The organism is Tessaracoccus zhenghani (assembly GCF_055326325.1).
Window position 1 is genome coordinate 420,611 of sequence record NZ_JBUZNQ010000003.1, and the last position, 18,704, is coordinate 439,314.

Below are 18,704 nucleotides of genomic sequence, written 5' to 3' on the forward strand. Positions count from 1 at the left end.
AGACCCTACCGTTCGAAATACGGCAACGATCTGAGCGCACGGTCAAGGTGCCAGGTGGCGTACGCGACCACCATGCCGTCCACACTCTTGGCGGTGCCCACGTCCGTGGCCGTGGCCGTGGCCCAGTCGCCCGCGAGCAGCGCGCCCAGGTGGACGGCCGCCCCTTCCTCCAAGGGTGCTGAGCCGGACGTCCGGCACGCGGTGCACACGGCCCCGCCGCTCTGGGGCGAGAACCAGCGCACCTCGGCGTTGTCGCAGCCGGCGCAGCGCACCGTCGAGACGGCGTAACCGGCCACCGCGAGGGACCGGAGCAGATAGGAGTCCACCACCAGGGGATACGGCCGCTGGGGGTCTTCCAGCGCCCTCAGGGCACCGGCCAGCAGCCGGTACTGCTGGACGGCTGGGCTACCCTCTTCGGACACGAGCCGGTCAGCGGTCTCGACAAGGACCTCGGCCGCCGTGAAGCGCGAGTAGTCAGCCGCGAGCCTGCTGACGTGCATCGCCTCGACCTGGGTCACCACCTCCAGCGAGCCGCGGCCCTCCGCGAACTGGATGTCCACCTGGCAGTAGGGCTCCAACCGGCCACCGAAGCGGCTCGACGTCTTCCGGATGCCCTTGGCCACCGCCCGGATCTTGCCGTTGCGGCGCGTGAGGAACGTGATGATGCGGTCGGCCTCACCAAGCTGGTGGGTCCGCAGCACCACTGCTTCGTCACGGTAGGTGGGCACACCACGATGATAGGCCGGTAGTCTCGTGCCCGTGCCCGAGCCCCGCCGTCGCCCCACCCCGCATCCCAGCGGTGCCACCCCACCACAGCTGCCGAAGCAGGCCCTCCCCCGCCACGTCGCGATCGTGATGGACGGCAACGGCCGCTGGGCGAAGCAGCGCGGGCTGAAACGCACCGAGGGCCACGCGATGGGCGAGGCGTCGCTGCTGGACGTGATCCACGGCGCCATCGAGATCGGCATCCCGTACCTGTCGGCCTACGCGTTCTCCACGGAGAACTGGAAGCGCTCCCCCGACGAGGTGCGCTACCTGATGGGCTTCAACCGCGACGTCATCCACCGTCGTCGAGACGAGTTGAACGAGTTGGGGGTGCGCATCCGCTGGGCGGGGCGGCGCCCCCGGCTGTGGGGATCGGTCGTCAAAGAACTCGAGGTCGCCGAGGAGATGAGCCGGCACAACACGACGCTGACGCTGCAGTTCTGCGTCAACTACGGTGGCCGGGCCGAGATCGTCGACGCCGCCCGCGAGATCGCACGGCTGGCCCGGGACGGGAAGCTCGACCCCGACAGGCTCACCGAGGACCGGTTCCAGAAGTTCCTGGACGAGCCGGAGATCCCGGACGTCGACCTGTTCCTGCGCTCCTCCGGCGAGCAGCGGATCTCGAACTTCCTGTTGTGGCAGTCGGCCTACGCCGAGTTCATCTTCCTGGACCGTCTCTGGCCGGATTTCAGCCGCCGCGACCTCTGGGCCGCCGTCGAGCAGTACGTCTCCCGCGACCGGCGGTTCGGCAGCGCCTGAGCCTCACTCGAAGTCCGGGGGGAACTCCCTCGGGAGAGGGCGGAGCAACTGCCGGCGCAGCTCGATGACCTTCTTGGCATGCTCGTCCAGCGCGATGTCGCCGAGCAGCTTCGGCTCCCAGGACGGCACGGGCCGCTTGCGGCCCTCCGCGTCCACTCCGCAGTACACGAACGTGCAGTGTGTGGTCTCGCGCAGCTCACGGGTGCGGGGGTCGCCGGACCGCACGGAGATCGACACGTGCATGCTGGTGTTGCCGGTGTGGATGAGCCTGGCGTCGACCTCCACGAGGTCGCCGATGAACATCGGCCGGTAGAACCGGACGCCGCCGGCGTACACCGACGCCACCGGGCCGGCGTGCCAGCGCTCCGCCACGACGCGGGCCGCGGTGTCGATCCAGGCCATCACGTAGCCGCCGTGCACCTTGCCACCCCAGTTCACATCTGTGGGAGCGGCGAGGAAGCGCAGCGTCTCGCGGCAGACCTCGGTCTCGTCGCTGTAGATCTGGGCGCGCATGTCGGCCTCGATGGCCCGTCGTGCCGCGTTGAGTTCGACGGCGCGGGCGTGCTGCTCGAGCTCCCAGTCGTCCTGGGGGAAGAACTTCGGCACGGGCACCGGCTTGTCATTCTCCATCGCCACGAACTGCAGGATGCACTGGGTGTTGAGCACCCGTTCCGCCGAGCGGGGGTCGCCGCTGGTGACGGTGCACACGATCTGCATCGACGTGGTGCCGGTGTAGACCACGCGCGCCTGCACGACGACGAGGTCGCCCACGCGGATGGGCTTCACGAAGTGGGTGTTGCCGACGTAGCCGGTGACGGCGAAGGTGCCCGCCCACCCGACGGCCGCGGCATAGCCGGCCTTGTCGATCCATTCGAGCACCTTGCCGGCGTCCATCGCGCCGCGCACGTTGGCGTCGAACGGCTCCGCCAGGAAGCGCAGCGTCACACCGCGTCGTTGGTCATTCATCGGCACTCCTTGTCCCGACGCTGAGCCTAGCCCTCTTCGCTCAGCCGAACCGCGCGAATTCCGTGGTGCGGACAACCGCGACCCCGACGGCGTCGCTGGCGGCCAGATCCACCTCGGCAGCGATCCGCCAGTCGTGGTTGCCGTCGGGGTCATGGATGACCTGGGTCACCTTCCAGACGTCCTTGCCCTTCTCCAGCCGGAAGAGGTCCGGCCCGCGGGCGTCGCCGTCGAGCAGCACGTCGTCGTAGTCGTCCCAGTAGAGGGCGAGGGCCTCGTCCCAGTCGTCGCGGCTCATCAGGACCGGCATGGGGGGCTCCGTCAGTGCGGCGGCGGACTCGTCGAGGCTGCCCAGCCCCTCCCAGTTGTCTGCGGCGACCAACTCGACCCGCCGGAACATCGCCGTGCGGATCATCGCGGTGAACGCGCGCTCATTGCCCGTCACCGGACGGGGCGGGGGCGGTGGCGCACCCTGGGCGGCCAGAGCGGCCGCGGCGGCCACCTTGTCGGGGTCCGTGAGGGATTCCCATTCGTCGAGCAGCGACGAGTCCGTCTGGCGCACCGTCTCCCCCAGCCACTCAACGAGGTCGTCGAACTGCTCGGTGCGGTACTCGTCAGGCACGGTGTGGCGGAGGATCCGGTAGGCATCCGTGAGGTAGCGCAGTACCGTGCCCTCGCTGCGCTGCAGCTTGTAAACGGAGATGAGCTGGGTGAAGTTCATCGCCCGCTCCCACATGTCGCGCACCACGGACTTGGGCGAAAGCCCCGTCGGGTCGACCCAGGGGTGGGCGCCGGCGTACAGCTCGAAGGCGGCCTCCAGGAGTTCGGCCAGCGGCTTGGGCCAGGTCACCTCCTCCAGGAGTTCCATGCGCTGGTCGTACTCGATGCCGTCGGCCTTCATCTGCGCGATGGCCTCGCCGCGGGCGACGTGCTGCTGCCCGAGCAGCACGTGGAACGGGTCCTCCAACACCGCCTCCATCACGGAGACGACATCCAGGTGGTAGGTGGGGGAATCCGGGTCGAGGAGTTCCAGCGAGGCGACGGCGAACGGTGCCAGCGGCTGGTTCAGCGCGAAGTTCTCGCTGACACCCTCCCCCAGCTCGCACCAATTACCCGTCGCGTCTGGCTCGGCGCGCTTGACGAGCACGCCGGAGTTCAGCAGGCCCTTCGTCAGCACCAGGGCACGACGGCGGAGGGCCTTCTTGCGCTCGCGCCCCTCATGGCTGGACTCGATGAGGTGCACCATCGCCTCGTACCCGTTCCCCGGTCGCTGTGCGATGTTGAGGATGGTCGAATGGGTGACCTGCATGCGGGAGACGAGGTTCTCCGGCTCCGCCACGATGATCTTCTCGTAGACCTCGTCGTTCCAGCCGACGAAACCCTCAGGCGGCTTGCGGCGCACGACCCTGCGCCGCTTCTTCTCGTCGTCGCCCGCCTTGGCGAGCGCGCGCTCGTTCTCGATGACGTGCTCAGGCGCCTGGACGACGACGAACCCGACGGTGTCGAAACCGGCCCGGCCCGCGCGCCCCGCGATCTGGTGGAACTCGCGTGAGCGCAGCCTGCGGACGCGGTTGCCGTCGTATTTGCTCAACCCGGTGAACAGGACGGTGCGGATGGGCACGTTGATGCCGACGCCGAGGGTGTCGGTGCCGCAGATGACCTTGAGCAGGCCGGTCTGGGCCAGTTGCTCCACGAGGCGGCGGTACTTGGGCAGCATGCCTGCGTGGTGCACTCCGATCCCGCGCCTGACCAGCCCGGACAGGATCTTCCCGAAGCCGGGCCCGAACCGGAAGGCCCCGATCTCCTCCTGGATGCGTTCCGCGTCGTGCTTGGTGATGAAGTTGAGGCTGAGCAGGCCCTGGGCCCGTTCCAGCGCATCGGCCTGTGTGAAGTGGACGATGTACACGGGCGCCTTCTGCTCGTGCACCAGGTCTGTGACCTTCTCCTGCATGGGCGTCAGCGACCATTCGAAGATGAGGGGGACGGGGCGCTCTGCATCATCGATGATGCTGGTGCTGCGACCGGACCGCTCGGAGAGCTGCTCCATGAGCCGGTCCACGTCGCCAAGCGTGGCGCTCATCAGCAGGAACTGCGCCTGCGGCAGCTCCAGCAGCGGCACCTGCCAGGCCCATCCGCGGTCCGGCTCCGAGTAGAAGTGGAACTCGTCTGCGATGACCAGGCCGACGTCGGCGTTCCTGCCCTCACGCAGCGCGATGTTGGCCAGCACCTCAGCCGTGCAGCAGATGATGGGGGCGTCGGCGTTGACGGACGCGTCGCCGGTGACCATGCCGACGTTGTCTGCTCCGAAGACCTGGCACAGGGCGAAGAACTTCTCGCTCACCAGCGCCTTGATGGGCGCTGTGTAGAAGCTCACCCTGTCGGTGTTCAGCGCGGCGAAGTGCGCCGCGATCGCCACCAGCGATTTCCCCGAACCGGTGGGCGTGGCGAGGATGAGGTTGTTGCCGGAGAACAACTCGATCGCCGATTCCTCCTGATGCGGATACAGCGAGATGGACTGGCTCTCGGCCCAGGCCGTGAAGTGCTCGTAGAGGGAGTCGGCGTCACCGGCTACAGGGTCGGTGAGTTTCGGCATGCGTGCCAACCTACCCGATGCTCACCCTGTCCAGCTGCGCGAGGCCCGCGAACCTCGGGGGTTCGCGGGCCTCACAAGCGTCAGCGGGCGGAGCGGTTGAGGGCGCTCAGGATCGCCTTCATCGAGGCGCTCGTGATCGAGGGGTCGATCCCGACGCCCCACAGCACCTCGGCGTCGTCACCCTCGCCGATCTCGCACTCGACGTACGCGGCGGCCTGGGCGTCGCCGCCCGAATCCAGGGCGTGCTCGGTGTAGTCCAGCACCCGCACGTGGGCGCCGGCCTCCACCAGACCATCGACGAACGCCGACACCGGGCCGTTGCCCTCGCCGGTGATCTCGACGGCGGTCCGGCCGGGGCCGTCCACCGTTGCGTGCACGACGAAGCTGCCGTTGCTCGACGTGGTGCCGGCGCTGGTCAGCCGCCACGGGCCCTCTCCGAGGTACTCGGACATGAAGATGTCGAAGATCTCCTGCGGGGTGACCTCGCTGCCGGTGGCCTCAGTGTGCTGTTGAACGGCGCGGCTGAACTCGATCTGCAGGCGACGCGGGAGGTCCAGCTTGAACTCGGACTTCATCAGGTAGGCCATGCCGCCCTTGCCCGACTGCGAGTTGACGCGGATGACCGCCTCATAGGTGCGGCCCACATCATGCGGGTCGATCGGCAGGTACGGCGCCTCCCATGGCATCTCCGTGACCTCTTTGCCGGCTTCGTCGGCCAGGTTCTCGAGGTGCTCCAGGCCCTTCTTGATGGCGTCCTGGTGGGAGCCGGAGAACGCGGTGTAGACCAAGTCACCCGCGTAGGGGTGCCGCGGGTGCACCGGCAGGCCGGTGCAGTACTCGACGGTGCGCCGGACATGGTCGATGTCGTGCAGGTCCAGTTCCGGGTCCACGCCCTGCGTGTACAGGTTCAGGGCCAGCGTGACCAGGTCGACGTTGCCCGTGCGCTCGCCGTGGCCGAACAGGCAGCCCTCGACGCGGTCGGCGCCCGCCATCTGGCCGAGCTCCGCGGCGGCGACGGCCGTGCCGCGGTCGTTGTGCGGGTGCAGCGAGACGGCCACGTGCTCACGGTTCTTCACGTTGCGGATGAAGTACTCGATCTGGTCCGCGTACGTGTTGGGCGTGGACCGCTCGACGGTGGCCGGCAGGTTGAAGATGATCTCGCGACCCTCTCCGGGCTGCCAGACGTCCGCCACGTTGTTGCAGACCTCGACGGCGAAGTCGGTGGGCGTCTGGGTGAAGATCTCCGGCGAGTACTGGTAGCCGAACTGCACGTCGCGCAGGTACTTGTCGGCGTACTTCATCACCATCCCGGTACCGCGCCGCGCCATCTCCACGCATTCCTCTTCGGACATGCGGAAGACCACGTTGCGGAACAGTTCCGCGGTGGCGTTGTACATGTGGATGGTGGCGCGGTTGGCGCCGACCAGCGATTCAGCGGTGCGGCTGATGAGATCCTCGCGCGCCTGGGTCAGCACCGAGATGGTCACGTCCTCGGGCACGCGGTCCTCTTCGATGAGTTGCCGCACGAAGTCGAAATCCGTCTGGGAGGCCGACGGGAAACCGATCTCGATCTCCTTGTAGCCGATCTCGACCAGCAGTTCGAACATGCGCATCTTGCGCGAGGGTGTCATCGGGTCGATGAGGGCCTGGTTGCCGTCACGCAGATCCGTGGACAGCCAGCGGGGCGCCTTGTCGATCCTCTTGGACGGCCAGGTGCGGTCCGGTACGTCGACCGGCACGAAGGGGGTGTAGCGGTGCACCGGCATGCCCGTGGGCTGCTGAACAGGCTTGGGCTGCTTGCGGTGGTTGATCTCAATCATTGAAACTCTCCTGGGCTGGGGTTCAGGTGCCAGACACGACGAAGCACCGCAGCGAGGAGATCCGGCTCAGAAATTCTGGGCCTCGCTGCGGCAGCCAAGGAGGAGGGTCTGCCATGCCACGAGCGTCACAATAGCACTCCCCTGCCACAGATCAGAGAGCTTCCATTCCGCGAGTGGGACCATCCGTCACTGCACGTCGCGACGCCGGAACCCGGCGAAGCCGATTGCCAGCAACACCATCAGCACAGCGCCCAGACCCACCAGCGAGCCCCAGCCCGGATCGTCGGCCACCACGTTGGGCACGTGATAGAGCGGGCTCACCGCCATGGCCCAGTCCGGGAAGTCGAAGGTGGGTCCCAGCAGCGTGATGCCGAACGTCGCCACAATGACTGCCCAGCCGGCCATCCTGGCGGCGGGACGGGCACCCACCGCAGCGACGGAGACAGCGACCATGAGCCACACCGCCGGCACGCTGACCAGAGCCTGCAGGAGCACGTCTGCGAAGGCGATGCCGCCGTCCCCGGCCGACGCCACCAGCCCGAGGCCCGTCCCTGCCACCATGGTCGCGAGAGCGCTGACGCCCAGCGCGACGGCGACCGGACCGGCCAGGAAACGCCAGCGGGTCACCGCCCCCGCCAGCAACGGTTCGACGCGATCCTCCATCTCCTCCACATAGACCCGCATTATCACCTGGGCACCCACGATGGCGGCGAGGATGCCGATGAGGTTGAGGATCGTCACCACGAAGGCGAAGCTGAGCTGCTCCACGTCGAGAGCCCCCGCCGCGATGAACTTCGCCATGGCCGGGTTCTCACCGATCACCTCGTCCACGGAGGACACGAGACTTCCCCACACCGAACCCAGGGAGCCGAGCGCCAGGAGCCAGACGATCAGCGGCGTCCGGTGGAGGCGCAGTGTCAGGTTGTCGACGGTGAGCCTCGGGGCGGAGGCCCTTCCGGGCCGCTGCGCCACGATGCCGAGGCCCAGGTCCCGGCGGTCCTGCAGGACCATCGCCACCGCCAGCAGCACCGCCGTCAACGCGAGGGCCGCCAGGAGCGGTAACGGGTCGTTGTCGGTGGACGGGCGGGTCAGCGCGAGCCAGCCGAACGGCGTCAACCACTCGGTCCAGTCGCCCGCCCCGCTCATACCGAGGTAGCCCCGCAGCACGTAGGCGCCGCCCAGCACGGCAATGGCGATGGTGCTGGCGGTGCGGGCGTCGCCGCCCAGTTGCGCCGCGACCGCCCCCACCCCGGCGAACATCAGCGCCGAGGCCGAGAACGTCGCCGACAGCAGGAGCGTGGGCACCACGTCACCGCCTGAGGCCCAGGTGAGGAGGAAGCAGACCACGAAGAGCAGCACCGACGCCACGCCGGCGATGCCCACCGCCACCGCGAGTCTCGCCCGGCGCGTGATGACACCCGATGCGATCAGCTCTGCCCGTCCGGAGTCCTCGTCCGCGCGGCTGTTGCGCACCACGATCAGGATCGCCATCAGGCCGGCGAAGAACGCCCCCAGTCCTCCCGCGCGCCACGCGTTGAAGCCATCGTTGGTCAAGAGGTCCCGAGCCTGTCCGAAGATGAGCTCCAACGCGGGATTGGCCCCCACCGCGGTGGCCAGTGCCACGCGGTCCGGCTCGTCCGGGAAGACCCAGCGGTAACCCAGGATCGAGGTGGCCGAGAGCACCGAGATCAACATCACCCAGGGTGCGAAGTTGTGGGCGTCCTGCCTCAGCGACACCTTCAGCAGCGGACGCGCCCCGGTCAGGGCCCCGTTCATGCCAGGGACTCCCCGTAGTGGCTCAGGAACAGGTCCTCCAACGAGGCCGGCGACACTTTCAGCGCCGTGATCCCCAGTCCCAGGAGCATCGCCATCGCGTCATTGAGGTCGGCAGGCTCGACGGTGGCCGACATCCGCCCGTGCTCGTCCAGGCGCAATTCGTGCAGGATCGGCACCGCCGCGAGGTTCGCGTGCCTGCTGGCCAGGGTGGCGGTGATCGTCACCCGGTTCAGGCCCTGCAACTGGTCCAGCGTGCCGGTCTGCACCACGCGGCCCTGCCGGATGATGCTCACCCGGTCTGCCAGCGCCTCGACCTCGCTGAGGATGTGGCTGGACAGCAGGACCGTGCGTCCCTGGTCCTTGAGTGCCTGGATCTCGTCCTGGAAGACCGCCTCCATCAGTGGGTCCAGTCCGGAGGTCGGCTCGTCGAGGATGAGGAGTTCGACGTCGGCCGCGAGCGCCGCGACGATGGCCACCTTCTGGCGGTTGCCCTTCGAGTACTGGCGCCCCCGCTTCGTGGGGTCGAGTTCGAACCGCTCCAGCAGCGTCTGCCTCCGCGTCGGGTCGATGCCGCCCCGCAGGTTGCCCAGCAGGTCGATTGCCTCCCCACCGGTCAGCGCGGGCCAGAGCGAGACGTCTCCGGGGACGTAGGCGAGTCGCCGATGGAGGGAGATCACGTCGCGCCAGGGGTCTCCCCCGAGCAGTTCGACATGCCCCCCGTCGGAGGCGAGCAGGCCCAGCAGCACGCGGATGGTGGTGGACTTGCCTGAACCGTTGGGCCCGAGGAAGCCGTGGACCTCACCGCGACGGACCTCGAGATCGAGGCCGTCCAGCGCAGTGAAGGCACCGAAGCGTTTGATGAGGCCTTCAATGCGGATAGCAGCATCCCCGTGACTCATGCGGTGTCCTCCCAGGTGGCCGTCGCCGGCTCAATGCCGAGCTTAGGGTCAGGCGATCCGGCCCGTGCCGCCCATGAAAAACCGCCCCCGCCGGACGATCGATCCGGCGGGGGCGGTGCCTTTGTGGGCGATGGCTACTTCACGGAACCGGCGGTGAGGCCGCCGATGAGCCTCTTCTCGATGAAGGAGAACAGGATGATCACCGGAACGATGGCGACCAGCGCAACGGTGAAGAGGTACTGCCAGTCCTGGACATAGAGACCGAGGAAGCGTGGCATCGACACCGTCAACGGCTGGAGGTCGTTCTGCCGGACCAGGATGAGGGCCGCGGCGAACTCGTTCCACGAGTTGACGAAGACGAAGACGATGGCCGTCACGATGCCGGGCCAGACCAGCGGCAGCGAGATGCGGAACATGGTCTGGAGCCTGCCGAGCCCGTCGATGAGGGCGGCCTCGTCGACCTCCTTGGGCACCGAGGCGAAGAAGGCCTGCATGATCCAGATGGCGAACGACAGGTTGAACGCGCCGTTGATCAGGATCAGCGCCCCCCAGACCGCGTAGCCGGACCAGCCCTTGAACTCCTGGAAGAGGCCGACGGCCAGCACTGTGGGCTGCAGCATCTGCGTGCACAACACGAGGAGGAGGAACACCATGCGACCCGGGAAACGGAAACGTGCGATGTAGTAGGCGGCCGGGGTGGCCACCAGGAGCACCAGGAGGGTGGCGCCGAGGGCGATCACCGTGGTGGACAGCAGCGACGAGGCGGGGTTGACCGACGAGGACCACACGTCGATGTAGTTCTGCCACCGCGGCTCCTCCGGGAAGTACACCGGCGGGATGTCGGTGACCTCGAGCCGTGTCTTCAGCGACGTGATGAACATCAGCGCATAGGGGAACCCGAAGAAGAGCACCACGAGGATGGAGCCGATGACGATTCCGACGAGGTTCGGCTTCTTGTTGATGCCGCCGCGGATGTGTTCAGACTTGACCTTCGCCATGGCTCAGGCCACCTCCTTCGTGGGCTGCACGATGATCAGGTAGACCGCGATGATGACGAGGCAGAACAGGAAGTTCAGCACCGAGAGGGCCGACGAGACGCCGGGGCCGAGGGCGGACTGGTACTCGTACATGAGCGTGGTGGTGATGTGGCCGTTGTGGTAGCCGGGGGTCTCCTGCAGGATCCGGAGGATCGGCAGCGAGTTGAAGACGTTGATGATGTTGATGAGCGCGGCCACCGCGATGGCGGGACGCAGCAGCGGCAGCACGATGTGCCAGTAACGCTGGGCCGAATGGGCGCCGTCGACGTGGGCGGCCTCGAGGACATCCGTGGGGACGGCCTGCAGGCCCGCGAGGATGGTGTACGTCGTGAACGGCAGCGAGACATAGATGGCCACGAAGACAGCCACCCAGAACGCAGAGCTGGGGTCCTTCGTGAAGGCCCGTGCTGTTTCGAGGATGCCGGTATCGACCAGGAGACGGTTGAACAGGCCGACGTTCTGCTGCAGCCCGTAGCGGAAGACGGTGGCCGTCATGACGACCGAGCAGGCCCACGGGAGGATGATGAACAGGCGCAGCAGCTTGCGGCCGCGGAAGGGCTTGTTCAGGAACTGCGCGAGGACGAGGCTCAACAGCACGGTGATGACCACCACGACCACAACCCAGACGACCGTGTTGGCCATGATCCGGCCGATCGGCACACCCGGGAACGTCAGGGCTCCGGCCTTACCGATGTAGTTGTCGAGGCCGACGGGGTCTGGGCTGCGCTGGATGCCCTTGTTGTTGTACTTGAAGAACGAGGTGTAGATCATCAGCGCGGCCGGGTACAGCACGACCCCGACGATCAGGATCAGGGTGGGCAGCAGCCAGGGAAGCGCACGCAGCGTCTCCCAGCCTCCGGAAATCTTCCGCTTCTTTACCTGCTCCACCATTTGGGGGGTGGCTGTCAACGACACCGCTGTCGTCCCTTCTCGTGATTGTGGGTGGTGTTCGCGTGACGCGGGGTGGCCCGGGGATTCCCGTGCCACCCCGCCTTCACACGGACAGATCAGCTTTGGGCTGCGACCTGAGCTTCGATCTGCTCGAGCAGAGCGGCGGGCTCTTCGGTGCCGATCTTGTAGGCGTTGGCCTGCAGGGCGGTCTGGAGCGCATCCCACTGGGGGTTCGAGACGGGCTGGAACTTCACCACGGACAGGGCGTCGAGGAAGGCAGCTTCGTTGCCCTCGGCCTCGGCCTTGCCCTTTTCGATGGTGGAGGTGGTCACCGGGAGGAGGCCGGTGCCCTTGTACCACGGCTCGTAGACCTCATCGGAGTAGAACACGTCGAGGTACGCGGCAGTGGCCTGCTTGCGCGCGGCATCGTCGTTGTTGAAGGCGACGATGAAGTCCGTCACGCCGATGGCCACGCCTTCGCCGTCCTTCGAGGGGATCGGGGCCAGAGCCACGTTGATGCCCTTGGCGGTGGCGTCACCGACGACCTGGCCGTGGCCGATGGCCATGGCGAGCTTGCCCGCGGCGAGGAGGTCAGTGGTGTCCTGACGATCGTCTTCGAGGTTGGGCTGCGTGTAGCCGGCGTCGTACATCTTCTTCATCTGGGTGAAGCCTTCGATGGCCACGTCGGAGTCGGCCTTCAGGTTCTCACCGTCGGTCCAGTTGCCACCGGCGCCCCACACCCAGAGGGAGGACTCGACCTGGGCCTCTTCGGCGCCCAAGGGCATGCCGTAGGCGTAGATGTCGTCACCGAGCGCGGTGATCTTCTCGGCGGCAGCCTCGAGGTCTTCCCACGTCTTCGGAGCCTCGGCCACGCCGGCCTGCTCGAAGAGGTCGGTGTTGTAGACGAGCATGCGGGCCGACGCGATGTCGGGAGCCGCCCACTGCGTGCCATCGGGGCCTTCGCCGTTGGCCAGGAGGCCGGCGTCGATGTTGCTGATGGTCTCCTCGCTCAGGAGCTCATCGATGGGGTAGAGCAGGTCGGCCTCAGCCGACGACGAGAACGCGTTGTCGTTCAGGATGTCCGGGTAGTCGTTGGCCTGGATGCGCGACTGGACGGTCTGCGAGAAGTTCTCCCAGCCATCGATCTGCAGTTCAACTGTGACCTTCGGGTACTCCTCGTTGAACTTCTTGGTGATGGCATCCCAATCCGCCTTCGAGCTGTCCGAGTAGGACGGCGCGAGGATCTTGATGGTCGTCTCGAGATCCGCAGGTGCAACTTCACTGCCGGCGTCGTCGGCGGGGGCGTCATTGCCATTGTCGTTGCCGTTGCCACCGCAGGCAGATAGAGCGAAGACGCCGACGATGGCGGCCACGCCTAGCTTGTAAACACGCTTCTTCACGTGTGGTCCTTTCCTTAAGGTCAAGGTCAACCGGGGCGGTTGTTTGTGTTGATACTAGGAACACCCACCCCGGCTGGCCAGGCAAGACCACCACGCTGTAACCAAATAGTTACCGTTAACAGGGTAATGAGCAGGCGGCCTGCGCACTTGAGCCGGGTGAGCGCCCTGAATCGACGCCGGCGCCAACTTGCTCAAGGCACCCTGAGCGATTTACGTTCAGAACCCCAGGCGATTGAGGTGTTTTGCGTCGCGTTGCCATTCCTTGAGCACTTTGACGTGCAGGTTGAGGTGCACGCGCGTGCCCAGGAGCCGGTTGATCTGTTCGCGGGCCGTGGTGCCGATCTCCTTCAACCGTGCGCCCCGATGGCCGATGATGATGCCCTTCTGGGAATCGCGTTCCACCACGATGGTGGCGAAGACATCGGTCAAGGGCTTGTCCTCGGGCCGGTCCGCCCGGGGGAGGATCTCGTCGATCGTCACGGCGATCGAGTGGGGCAGTTCCTCCCGCACCCCCTCAAGGGCCGCTTCGCGGATCAACTCCGCGATGAGTGTCTCCGTGGGCTCGTCGGTGATCTCACCGTCGGGGTAGAACTGCGGGCCCTCGGGCAGCAGGCCGAGGAGCGAGTCCCGCACGACGTCGAGCTGGTCGCCCTCCGTGGCGGAGCAGGGCACCACTTCTGCCCATTCGATGCCCAGTTCCTCGGCCACCGCGGCGATGTCGACCAGATGCGAAAGGATCCGCTGGGGATTCACGAGGTCGGTCTTGGTTGCCAGGGCCACCAGCTTCGGCTTGCGCTGGAGTTGGGCGATCTCGCCGATGATGAACTTGTCGCCGGGGCCGATGCGCTGGTCGCAGGGCAGGCAGACGCCCACGATGTCGACCGAACCCCACGTCTCGTAGACGAGGTCGTTCAGTCGCTGGCCGAGCAGCGTGCGCGGCTTGTGCAGCCCCGGGGTGTCGATCAGGATCAGCTGGCCGTCGTCACGGGTGACGATGCCGCGCACGACGTGCCTGGTGGTCTGGGGCTTGCTGGAGGCGATGGCGATCTTCTGGCCGACGAGCGCGTTGGTCAGCGTCGACTTGCCCGCGTTGGGCCGGCCCACGAAGCAGGCGAAGCCGGAGCGGAAGGTTGAGTCAGTCATCTGTGTTCTCCTGGGGAGTGTGGTGGTCCAGTTCGTCGCGGCTCAGACGGCGCACCAGCACGGTGCCGATCTGGTGGCGGCGGCCGACGGCGCGGTCGGCGACGAGTTCGAGGTCGCCGACGACGGCGCGTGAGCCGGGGATCGGGACGAGGTTCAGAAGCTTTGCCATGAGGCCGCCGGCGGTCTCGACCTCGTCGTCCTCGAGGTCCACGCCGAACAGGGCTCCGAGTTCGTCGAGCGGCAGCCGCGAGGAGATCCGGTAGCGACCCTCCCCCAGCTCAGTGACGGCTGGGGTGTCATGGTCGTATTCGTCGACGATCTCGCCGACGATCTCCTCGAGGATGTCCTCGATGGTGGCCAGGCCTGCGGTGCCGCCGAATTCGTCGATCACCAGCACGAGGTGGGAATGGCTGAGCTGCATCTCGCGCAGCAGCTCGCTGACGGGCTTCGAATCCGGGCAGAAGGCTGCGGGGCGCATGATGTCGCCCACCGTCTCCAGCCGTTCGGCGTCCGGGAAGTCGTGGATGCGCTTGGCCACGTCCTTCAGATAGGCCACGCCCAGCACGTCGTCGAGGCTCTCGCCGATGACGGGGATCCGGGAGAAGCCGGAGCGCAACGCGAGGGACAGGAGTTGGCGCAGCGTCTTGTCGCGGGTGACGAAGACGACGTCGGTGCGGGGCACCATGACTTCCTTGACGATGGTGTCTCCCAGTTCGAAGACCGAGTGGATCATCTTCGATTCGCCGGCCTCGATGAGGTCGTGGGCCTGGGCCATGTCGACGAGGTCGCGCAGCTCGGCCTCCGTGGCGAACGGACCGTCGGCGTATCCCCGGCCGGGGGTCAACGCGTTGCCGAGGTACACCATGAGTTGGGCGACGGGGCCCAGCACGGTGGTCAACGCGCTGATCGCCGGGCCGAAGGCACGCAGCGTGGCCTCGGGCTTCTGGCGACCGATGGTGCGGGGTGCCACGCCCCAGAGGATGAACGACACCACCAGCATGATCGCGATCGTGGCCAGCGCCCGCTGCCAGTCCACCTCGAACTGGGTGAACATGACGATGGTGGCCACCACGATGGAGCTGATCTCCAGCGCCATCCGCGCGAACATGACGGCGTTGATGGTGGGGGCCGGATCCTGGGTGATGAGGAGGATGCGGTCGCCGCCGCGCACGTCGTCTTCCACGAGCCGCTCGGCCCGCGACTTGGTGATGACGCCCAACGCGGTCTCAACCGCAGCCAGCAGCGACGCGCCGATAGCGCAGAGGAGGGCAATGCCCAGTTCAATCCATTCGGACTGCGTCACGGGATTCGATCAACTCGCTCACTCGGAAGACAATTCATGGTGCGTTGGAGTCTAACGCAGCGCTCGTGGTCGCAGCAGACGCCACATCGCTCCGACAGCCAGCACGACCAACCCGCCCAGCACGGACGGCCACGGCAACGTGGCCACCAGCACCAGGCAGAGCAGCGCCCCCACGGCCTGCCAGGCCCGGCGGTACCGGCGGTGCTCGGCATCCTGCGTGTAGGCGGAGACGTTCGCGACGAAGTAGTAGAGCAGCACGCCGAACGACGAGAAGCCGATGGCGCCGCGCAGATCCGCCACGAGCACCACCGCGGTGACGACGACTCCGAGCAGCAGTTCGATGCGGTGCGGCACCTTCGTGCGCGGATGCGTGTGGTCGAAGTAGCGTGGGAGGTCGCCCTCACGCGACATGGCCAGGATCGTGCGGCCGATGCCGGACAACAGCCCCAGGAGCGCCCCGGCGATGGCTGCCACCGCTCCCCCGGTGAGGATGGCCGAGGCGACGGGATGCGCGGTGGTCAGCAACGTGAGCGGCGCGCTGGAGGCCGCCAGCGCCTCCGGCCCGACCCAGGTCAGCAGCGACACGGCGACGACGGCGTAGAGCAGCAGCACGATGATGAGCGCCGTGATGATCGCCCTGCCGATGGTGCGCCGCGGGTCGCGCACCTCCTCGCCCATGGTGGCGATGCGTGCGTAGCCGGCGAAGGCGAAGAAGAGCAGGCCGGCCGCCTGCAGCACGCCGTAGGGGCTGCCGTCGATGTCCGCCCACCCGAACGTGGCCGTGCCCCGGCCTCCGAACCACGACACCCCGAGTGCGGTGAAGATGCCGATCAGTGCCAGCGAGGCGAGCACCTTGGCCACCTGGGCGGTGCGGCTCACGCCGAGGAGGTTGACGACGACGAGGGCCCAGACGGCACCCACAGCCACCGCCTTCTCCCAGCCCTGGGGCGCGAGGTACGCGACGAAGGCGAGCGCCATGGCGGCCACAGAGGCGGTCTTGCCGATGACGAAGCTCCACCCGGCCAGGTAGCCGGGCCACTCCCCCAGCCGCTCACGCCCATAGACGTAGGTGCCTCCGGCGGCCGGATACTGGGCGGCCAGTTGCGCCGACGAGGTGGCGTTGGCCCAGGCGACCACCGAAGCGATCACCAGGGAGACGAGGAGCAGGTCACCGGCCGCAGCGGCTGCGGGAGACCAGACGACGAAGACGCCGGCGCCCACCATCGACGCCACACCGATGGCGATCGCGTCCCACAGCCCCAGGCTGCGGTTCAACTCGGACCGGGCGTGAGGCCGGGTGGACATCGCTTCTCCTGCGGGTTCGGGAACGGGACGTCGGGCCCCAGCCTCTCAGGAGCGTCCGGGCCGTGCCAATTCCCAGGCGGCGATGATGCGGTCGTTGAGGCCGAACATGACAGCCTTCTCCTCCGGCTCCGCGTGGTCGTGGCCCAGGAGGTGCAGCAGGCCGTGGATGAGCAGGTACTCCGCCTCGGCGTCAGGCTCGCGTCCGTTGTCTGCAGCCTGGCGCGCCGTCACCTGGGGGCACAGCACGATGTCGCCGAGGAGGCCCAGCGGCGGTTCCTCGTCCTCATCCGGCGCCCGCAGTTCGTCCATGGGGAAGCTCATCACGTCTGTGGGGCCGGGCAGGTCCATGAACCGCTCGTGGTACTGCGCCATCGTCTCCTCATTGACGAGGACGATCGACAGGTCCGCCTGCGGATGGATCCGCAGTTTGTCGAGGGCGAAGCGGGCCAGTTCGATCAGGCCCAGTTCGTCCGCCTCGGCGCCGGATTCGTTGTTCAGGTCGATCACTGCGCGCGCCTCCGCTCCGTGGCAAGGCTCTCGAACTGGTCGTAGGCCGCCACGATCCGGCCGACGAGCTTGTGGCGGACGACGTCGCGGTTGGTCAGGGTGCAGAACTCGATGTCCTCCACCCCGTCCAGGACGTGCTGGACCCCGCGCAGGCCGCTCTTGATGCCACCGGGCAGGTCCACCTGTGTGACGTCGCCGGTGACGACGATCTTCGAGTTGAAGCCGAGCCTGGTGAGGAACATCTTCATCTGTTCCATCGACGTGTTCTGGGCCTCGTCGAGGATGATGAACGCGTCGTTGAGCGTGCGGCCGCGCATGTAGGCCAGGGGGGCGACCTCGACGGTGCCGGAGGTCAACAGCTTGGGCACCGATTCGGCGTCCACCATGTCGTGGAGGGCGTCATAGAGCGGCCGCAGGTACGGGTCGATCTTGTCGTTCAGGGTTCCGGGGAGGAATCCGAGCCGCTCGCCGGCCTCGATGGCCGGGCGGGTCAGGATGATGCGGCTGACCTCTTTGGCCTGCAGCGCCTGCACGGCCTTCGCCATGGCGAGGTAGGTCTTGCCGGTACCGGCGGGCCCGATGCCGAAGACGACGGTGTGCTGGTCGATGGCGTCCACGTACCGCTTCTGGTTGAGCGTCTTGGGACGGACGGTGCGGCCACGCGAGGAGATGATGTTCTGGGTGAGCACCTCCGAGGCCGTGGCGTTGGGTTCGTCCGCCATCTGGAGGACCCGTTCGACGGTCTCCGACGTGAGGCCCTGCCCGGTGCGGAGGATGGTGACGAGTTCGGTGAGGACGTCAGCGGCCTGCGCCACGTCGACTGCCTTGCCCGACAGGGTCACCTGCCCACCCCGCACATGCAGGTCTGCGGCCAGGTTCTCCTCAAGGATCCGCAGGTACTCGTCGCGGGGGCCGAGGAGGTTGACCATGTCGATCGACGGGGGCACCCCGACGTTACGCACGGCATGCTGCTGGTCGAGAGAGTTGTTGTTCAGGGCAATTCCTTGATCCGTGGGTGCATGGGCTGGTCAGCGCCGATGCATCAGTCTACGTCCAAGGATGCGTCATCCTCGTCGTCATCGGAGATGATGTGCATCGCAGCCTCTTCGGCGCTGGCGGCGCCTCCGCTGAAGCCGACGTCGACACCGAGGGTCTCGCTGCCACCCGGCCCCTGGACCCGCATGAGCCGGCCGGCGCGTTCGCCGCCCACTTCGCGCGGTTCGTCGCCGGGGTTCCAGCGCTCGTCCTGCTCCGGCGAACTGTCCGGCAACTCCTGCTTCACCCGCATGTCGATGGTCTCGCCCTGCCGCATCTCTTCGGCGGTGTTGCCGAAGCCCATGGCGGGCGACCAGTCGTCGGGCGTGATGTAACCCTCGTCCAGAACGTCGTCGACCCCGCGGTAGATCAAGGAGTCGTCCGGCTGGAGTTGGTCCAGCTGCACTGATTCTTCAGGAACCGTCTCGGTGATGTCGTCCATGTACTGAGTTTGCCACCAGCGGGCCGGTAGCGGGCACAAACTCGCGGGCGATATATAGTTCCGAGG

General features: G+C 67.2%; 16 protein-coding genes. 1 reads left to right on the forward strand and 15 read right to left on the reverse strand.

The genetic code is table 11. The features are described from left to right. Nucleotides 1–5: 5 nt before the first annotated feature. Complete coding sequence (gene recO, locus ACZK4S_RS09100; protein WP_076059069.1) at nt 6–728, reverse strand: DNA repair protein RecO; 723 nt, start codon at nt 726–728, stop codon at nt 6–8. Nucleotides 729–753: 25 nt separating this feature from the next. On the opposite strand from recO, the gene ACZK4S_RS09105 reads away from it, so the two are divergent. Next, nucleotides 754–1,524, forward strand: coding sequence for an isoprenyl transferase (locus ACZK4S_RS09105; protein ID WP_076059072.1), 771 nt, complete (start codon nt 754–756; stop codon nt 1,522–1,524). 3 nt (nt 1,525–1,527) lie between these two features. Here the strand turns inward: ACZK4S_RS09105 and ACZK4S_RS09110 are convergent, their stop codons facing one another. From ACZK4S_RS09110 to ACZK4S_RS09175, 14 genes are all read right to left on the reverse strand, one after another. Next, nucleotides 1,528–2,490 (reverse strand): acyl-CoA thioesterase, encoded by a 963-nt coding sequence (locus ACZK4S_RS09110; protein WP_463644034.1) that lies wholly within the window; start codon nt 2,488–2,490, stop codon nt 1,528–1,530. A gap of 40 nt (nt 2,491–2,530) precedes the next feature. Then, nucleotides 2,531–5,080: a DEAD/DEAH box helicase gene (locus tag ACZK4S_RS09115; protein ID WP_463644035.1), complete on the reverse strand. Its 2,550-nt coding sequence runs from the start codon at nt 5,078–5,080 to the stop codon at nt 2,531–2,533. An 80-nt stretch (nt 5,081–5,160) separates the two neighbouring features. Further along, nucleotides 5,161–6,900, reverse strand: a complete 1,740-nt coding sequence (leuA, locus tag ACZK4S_RS09120) for a 2-isopropylmalate synthase (RefSeq protein ID WP_076059078.1) — start codon at nt 6,898–6,900, stop codon at nt 5,161–5,163. A 186-nt stretch (nt 6,901–7,086) separates the two neighbouring features. Next, nucleotides 7,087–8,676: an ABC transporter permease gene (locus ACZK4S_RS09125; RefSeq protein ID WP_463644036.1), complete on the reverse strand. Its 1,590-nt coding sequence runs from the start codon at nt 8,674–8,676 to the stop codon at nt 7,087–7,089. Beyond that, the gene (locus ACZK4S_RS09130; protein ID WP_463644037.1) at nt 8,673–9,575 is read right to left on the reverse strand and encodes an ABC transporter ATP-binding protein; all 903 of its coding nucleotides are present in this window, start codon (nt 9,573–9,575) and stop codon (nt 8,673–8,675) included. Before ACZK4S_RS09130 ends, ACZK4S_RS09125 begins: the two co-directional genes overlap by 4 nt. 134 nt (nt 9,576–9,709) lie before the next feature. Next, nucleotides 9,710–10,573 (reverse strand): carbohydrate ABC transporter permease, encoded by an 864-nt coding sequence (locus ACZK4S_RS09135; RefSeq protein ID WP_083665350.1) that lies wholly within the window; start codon nt 10,571–10,573, stop codon nt 9,710–9,712. A 3-nt stretch (nt 10,574–10,576) separates the two neighbouring features. Further along, nucleotides 10,577–11,527, reverse strand: coding sequence for a carbohydrate ABC transporter permease (locus ACZK4S_RS09140; RefSeq protein ID WP_463644038.1), 951 nt, complete (start codon nt 11,525–11,527; stop codon nt 10,577–10,579). Nucleotides 11,528–11,619: 92 nt separating this feature from the next. Continuing rightward, nucleotides 11,620–12,903 (reverse strand): extracellular solute-binding protein, encoded by a 1,284-nt coding sequence (locus ACZK4S_RS09145; protein WP_463644039.1) that lies wholly within the window; start codon nt 12,901–12,903, stop codon nt 11,620–11,622. 216 nt (nt 12,904–13,119) lie between these two features. Then, nucleotides 13,120–14,046 carry a GTPase Era gene (era, locus tag ACZK4S_RS09150; protein WP_463644040.1) on the reverse strand — a complete coding sequence of 309 codons (927 nt, stop codon included), beginning with the start codon at nt 14,044–14,046 and terminating at the stop codon, nt 13,120–13,122. Beyond that, nucleotides 14,039–15,349 (reverse strand): hemolysin family protein, encoded by a 1,311-nt coding sequence (locus tag ACZK4S_RS09155; protein ID WP_076059091.1) that lies wholly within the window; start codon nt 15,347–15,349, stop codon nt 14,039–14,041. Before ACZK4S_RS09155 ends, era begins: the two co-directional genes overlap by 8 nt. 51 nt (nt 15,350–15,400) lie before the next feature. After that, nucleotides 15,401–16,654, reverse strand: a complete 1,254-nt coding sequence (locus ACZK4S_RS09160) for an APC family permease (protein WP_463644041.1) — start codon at nt 16,652–16,654, stop codon at nt 15,401–15,403. A gap of 45 nt (nt 16,655–16,699) precedes the next feature. Then, the gene (gene ybeY, locus ACZK4S_RS09165; protein WP_076059096.1) at nt 16,700–17,161 is read right to left on the reverse strand and encodes an rRNA maturation RNase YbeY; all 462 of its coding nucleotides are present in this window, start codon (nt 17,159–17,161) and stop codon (nt 16,700–16,702) included. Further along, nucleotides 17,158–18,162, reverse strand: a complete 1,005-nt coding sequence (locus ACZK4S_RS09170) for a PhoH family protein (RefSeq protein WP_076059098.1) — start codon at nt 18,160–18,162, stop codon at nt 17,158–17,160. The genes ybeY and ACZK4S_RS09170 overlap by 4 nt, the downstream gene beginning before the upstream one ends. Before the next feature lie 41 nt (nt 18,163–18,203). Further along, the gene (locus tag ACZK4S_RS09175; protein WP_463644042.1) at nt 18,204–18,638 is read right to left on the reverse strand and encodes a DUF5709 domain-containing protein; all 435 of its coding nucleotides are present in this window, start codon (nt 18,636–18,638) and stop codon (nt 18,204–18,206) included. Nucleotides 18,639–18,704 lie beyond the last annotated feature (66 nt).

Coding starts and splice junctions, on each gene's coding strand:
- ACZK4S_RS09110 (WP_463644034.1), bottom strand. CDS start 2,490: ATGAATGACCAACGACGCGGTGTGACGCTGCGCTTCCTGGCGGAGCCG.
- ACZK4S_RS09115 (WP_463644035.1), bottom strand. CDS start 5,080: ATGCCGAAACTCACCGACCCTGTAGCCGGTGACGCCGACTCCCTCTAC.
- leuA (WP_076059078.1), bottom strand. CDS start 6,900: ATGATTGAGATCAACCACCGCAAGCAGCCCAAGCCTGTTCAGCAGCCC.
- ACZK4S_RS09125 (WP_463644036.1), bottom strand. CDS start 8,676: ATGAACGGGGCCCTGACCGGGGCGCGTCCGCTGCTGAAGGTGTCGCTG.
- ACZK4S_RS09130 (WP_463644037.1), bottom strand. CDS start 9,575: ATGAGTCACGGGGATGCTGCTATCCGCATTGAAGGCCTCATCAAACGC.
- ACZK4S_RS09135 (WP_083665350.1), bottom strand. CDS start 10,573: ATGGCGAAGGTCAAGTCTGAACACATCCGCGGCGGCATCAACAAGAAG.
- era (WP_463644040.1), bottom strand. CDS start 14,046: ATGACTGACTCAACCTTCCGCTCCGGCTTCGCCTGCTTCGTGGGCCGG.
- ACZK4S_RS09160 (WP_463644041.1), bottom strand. CDS start 16,654: ATGTCCACCCGGCCTCACGCCCGGTCCGAGTTGAACCGCAGCCTGGGG.
- ACZK4S_RS09175 (WP_463644042.1), bottom strand. CDS start 18,638: ATGGACGACATCACCGAGACGGTTCCTGAAGAATCAGTGCAGCTGGAC.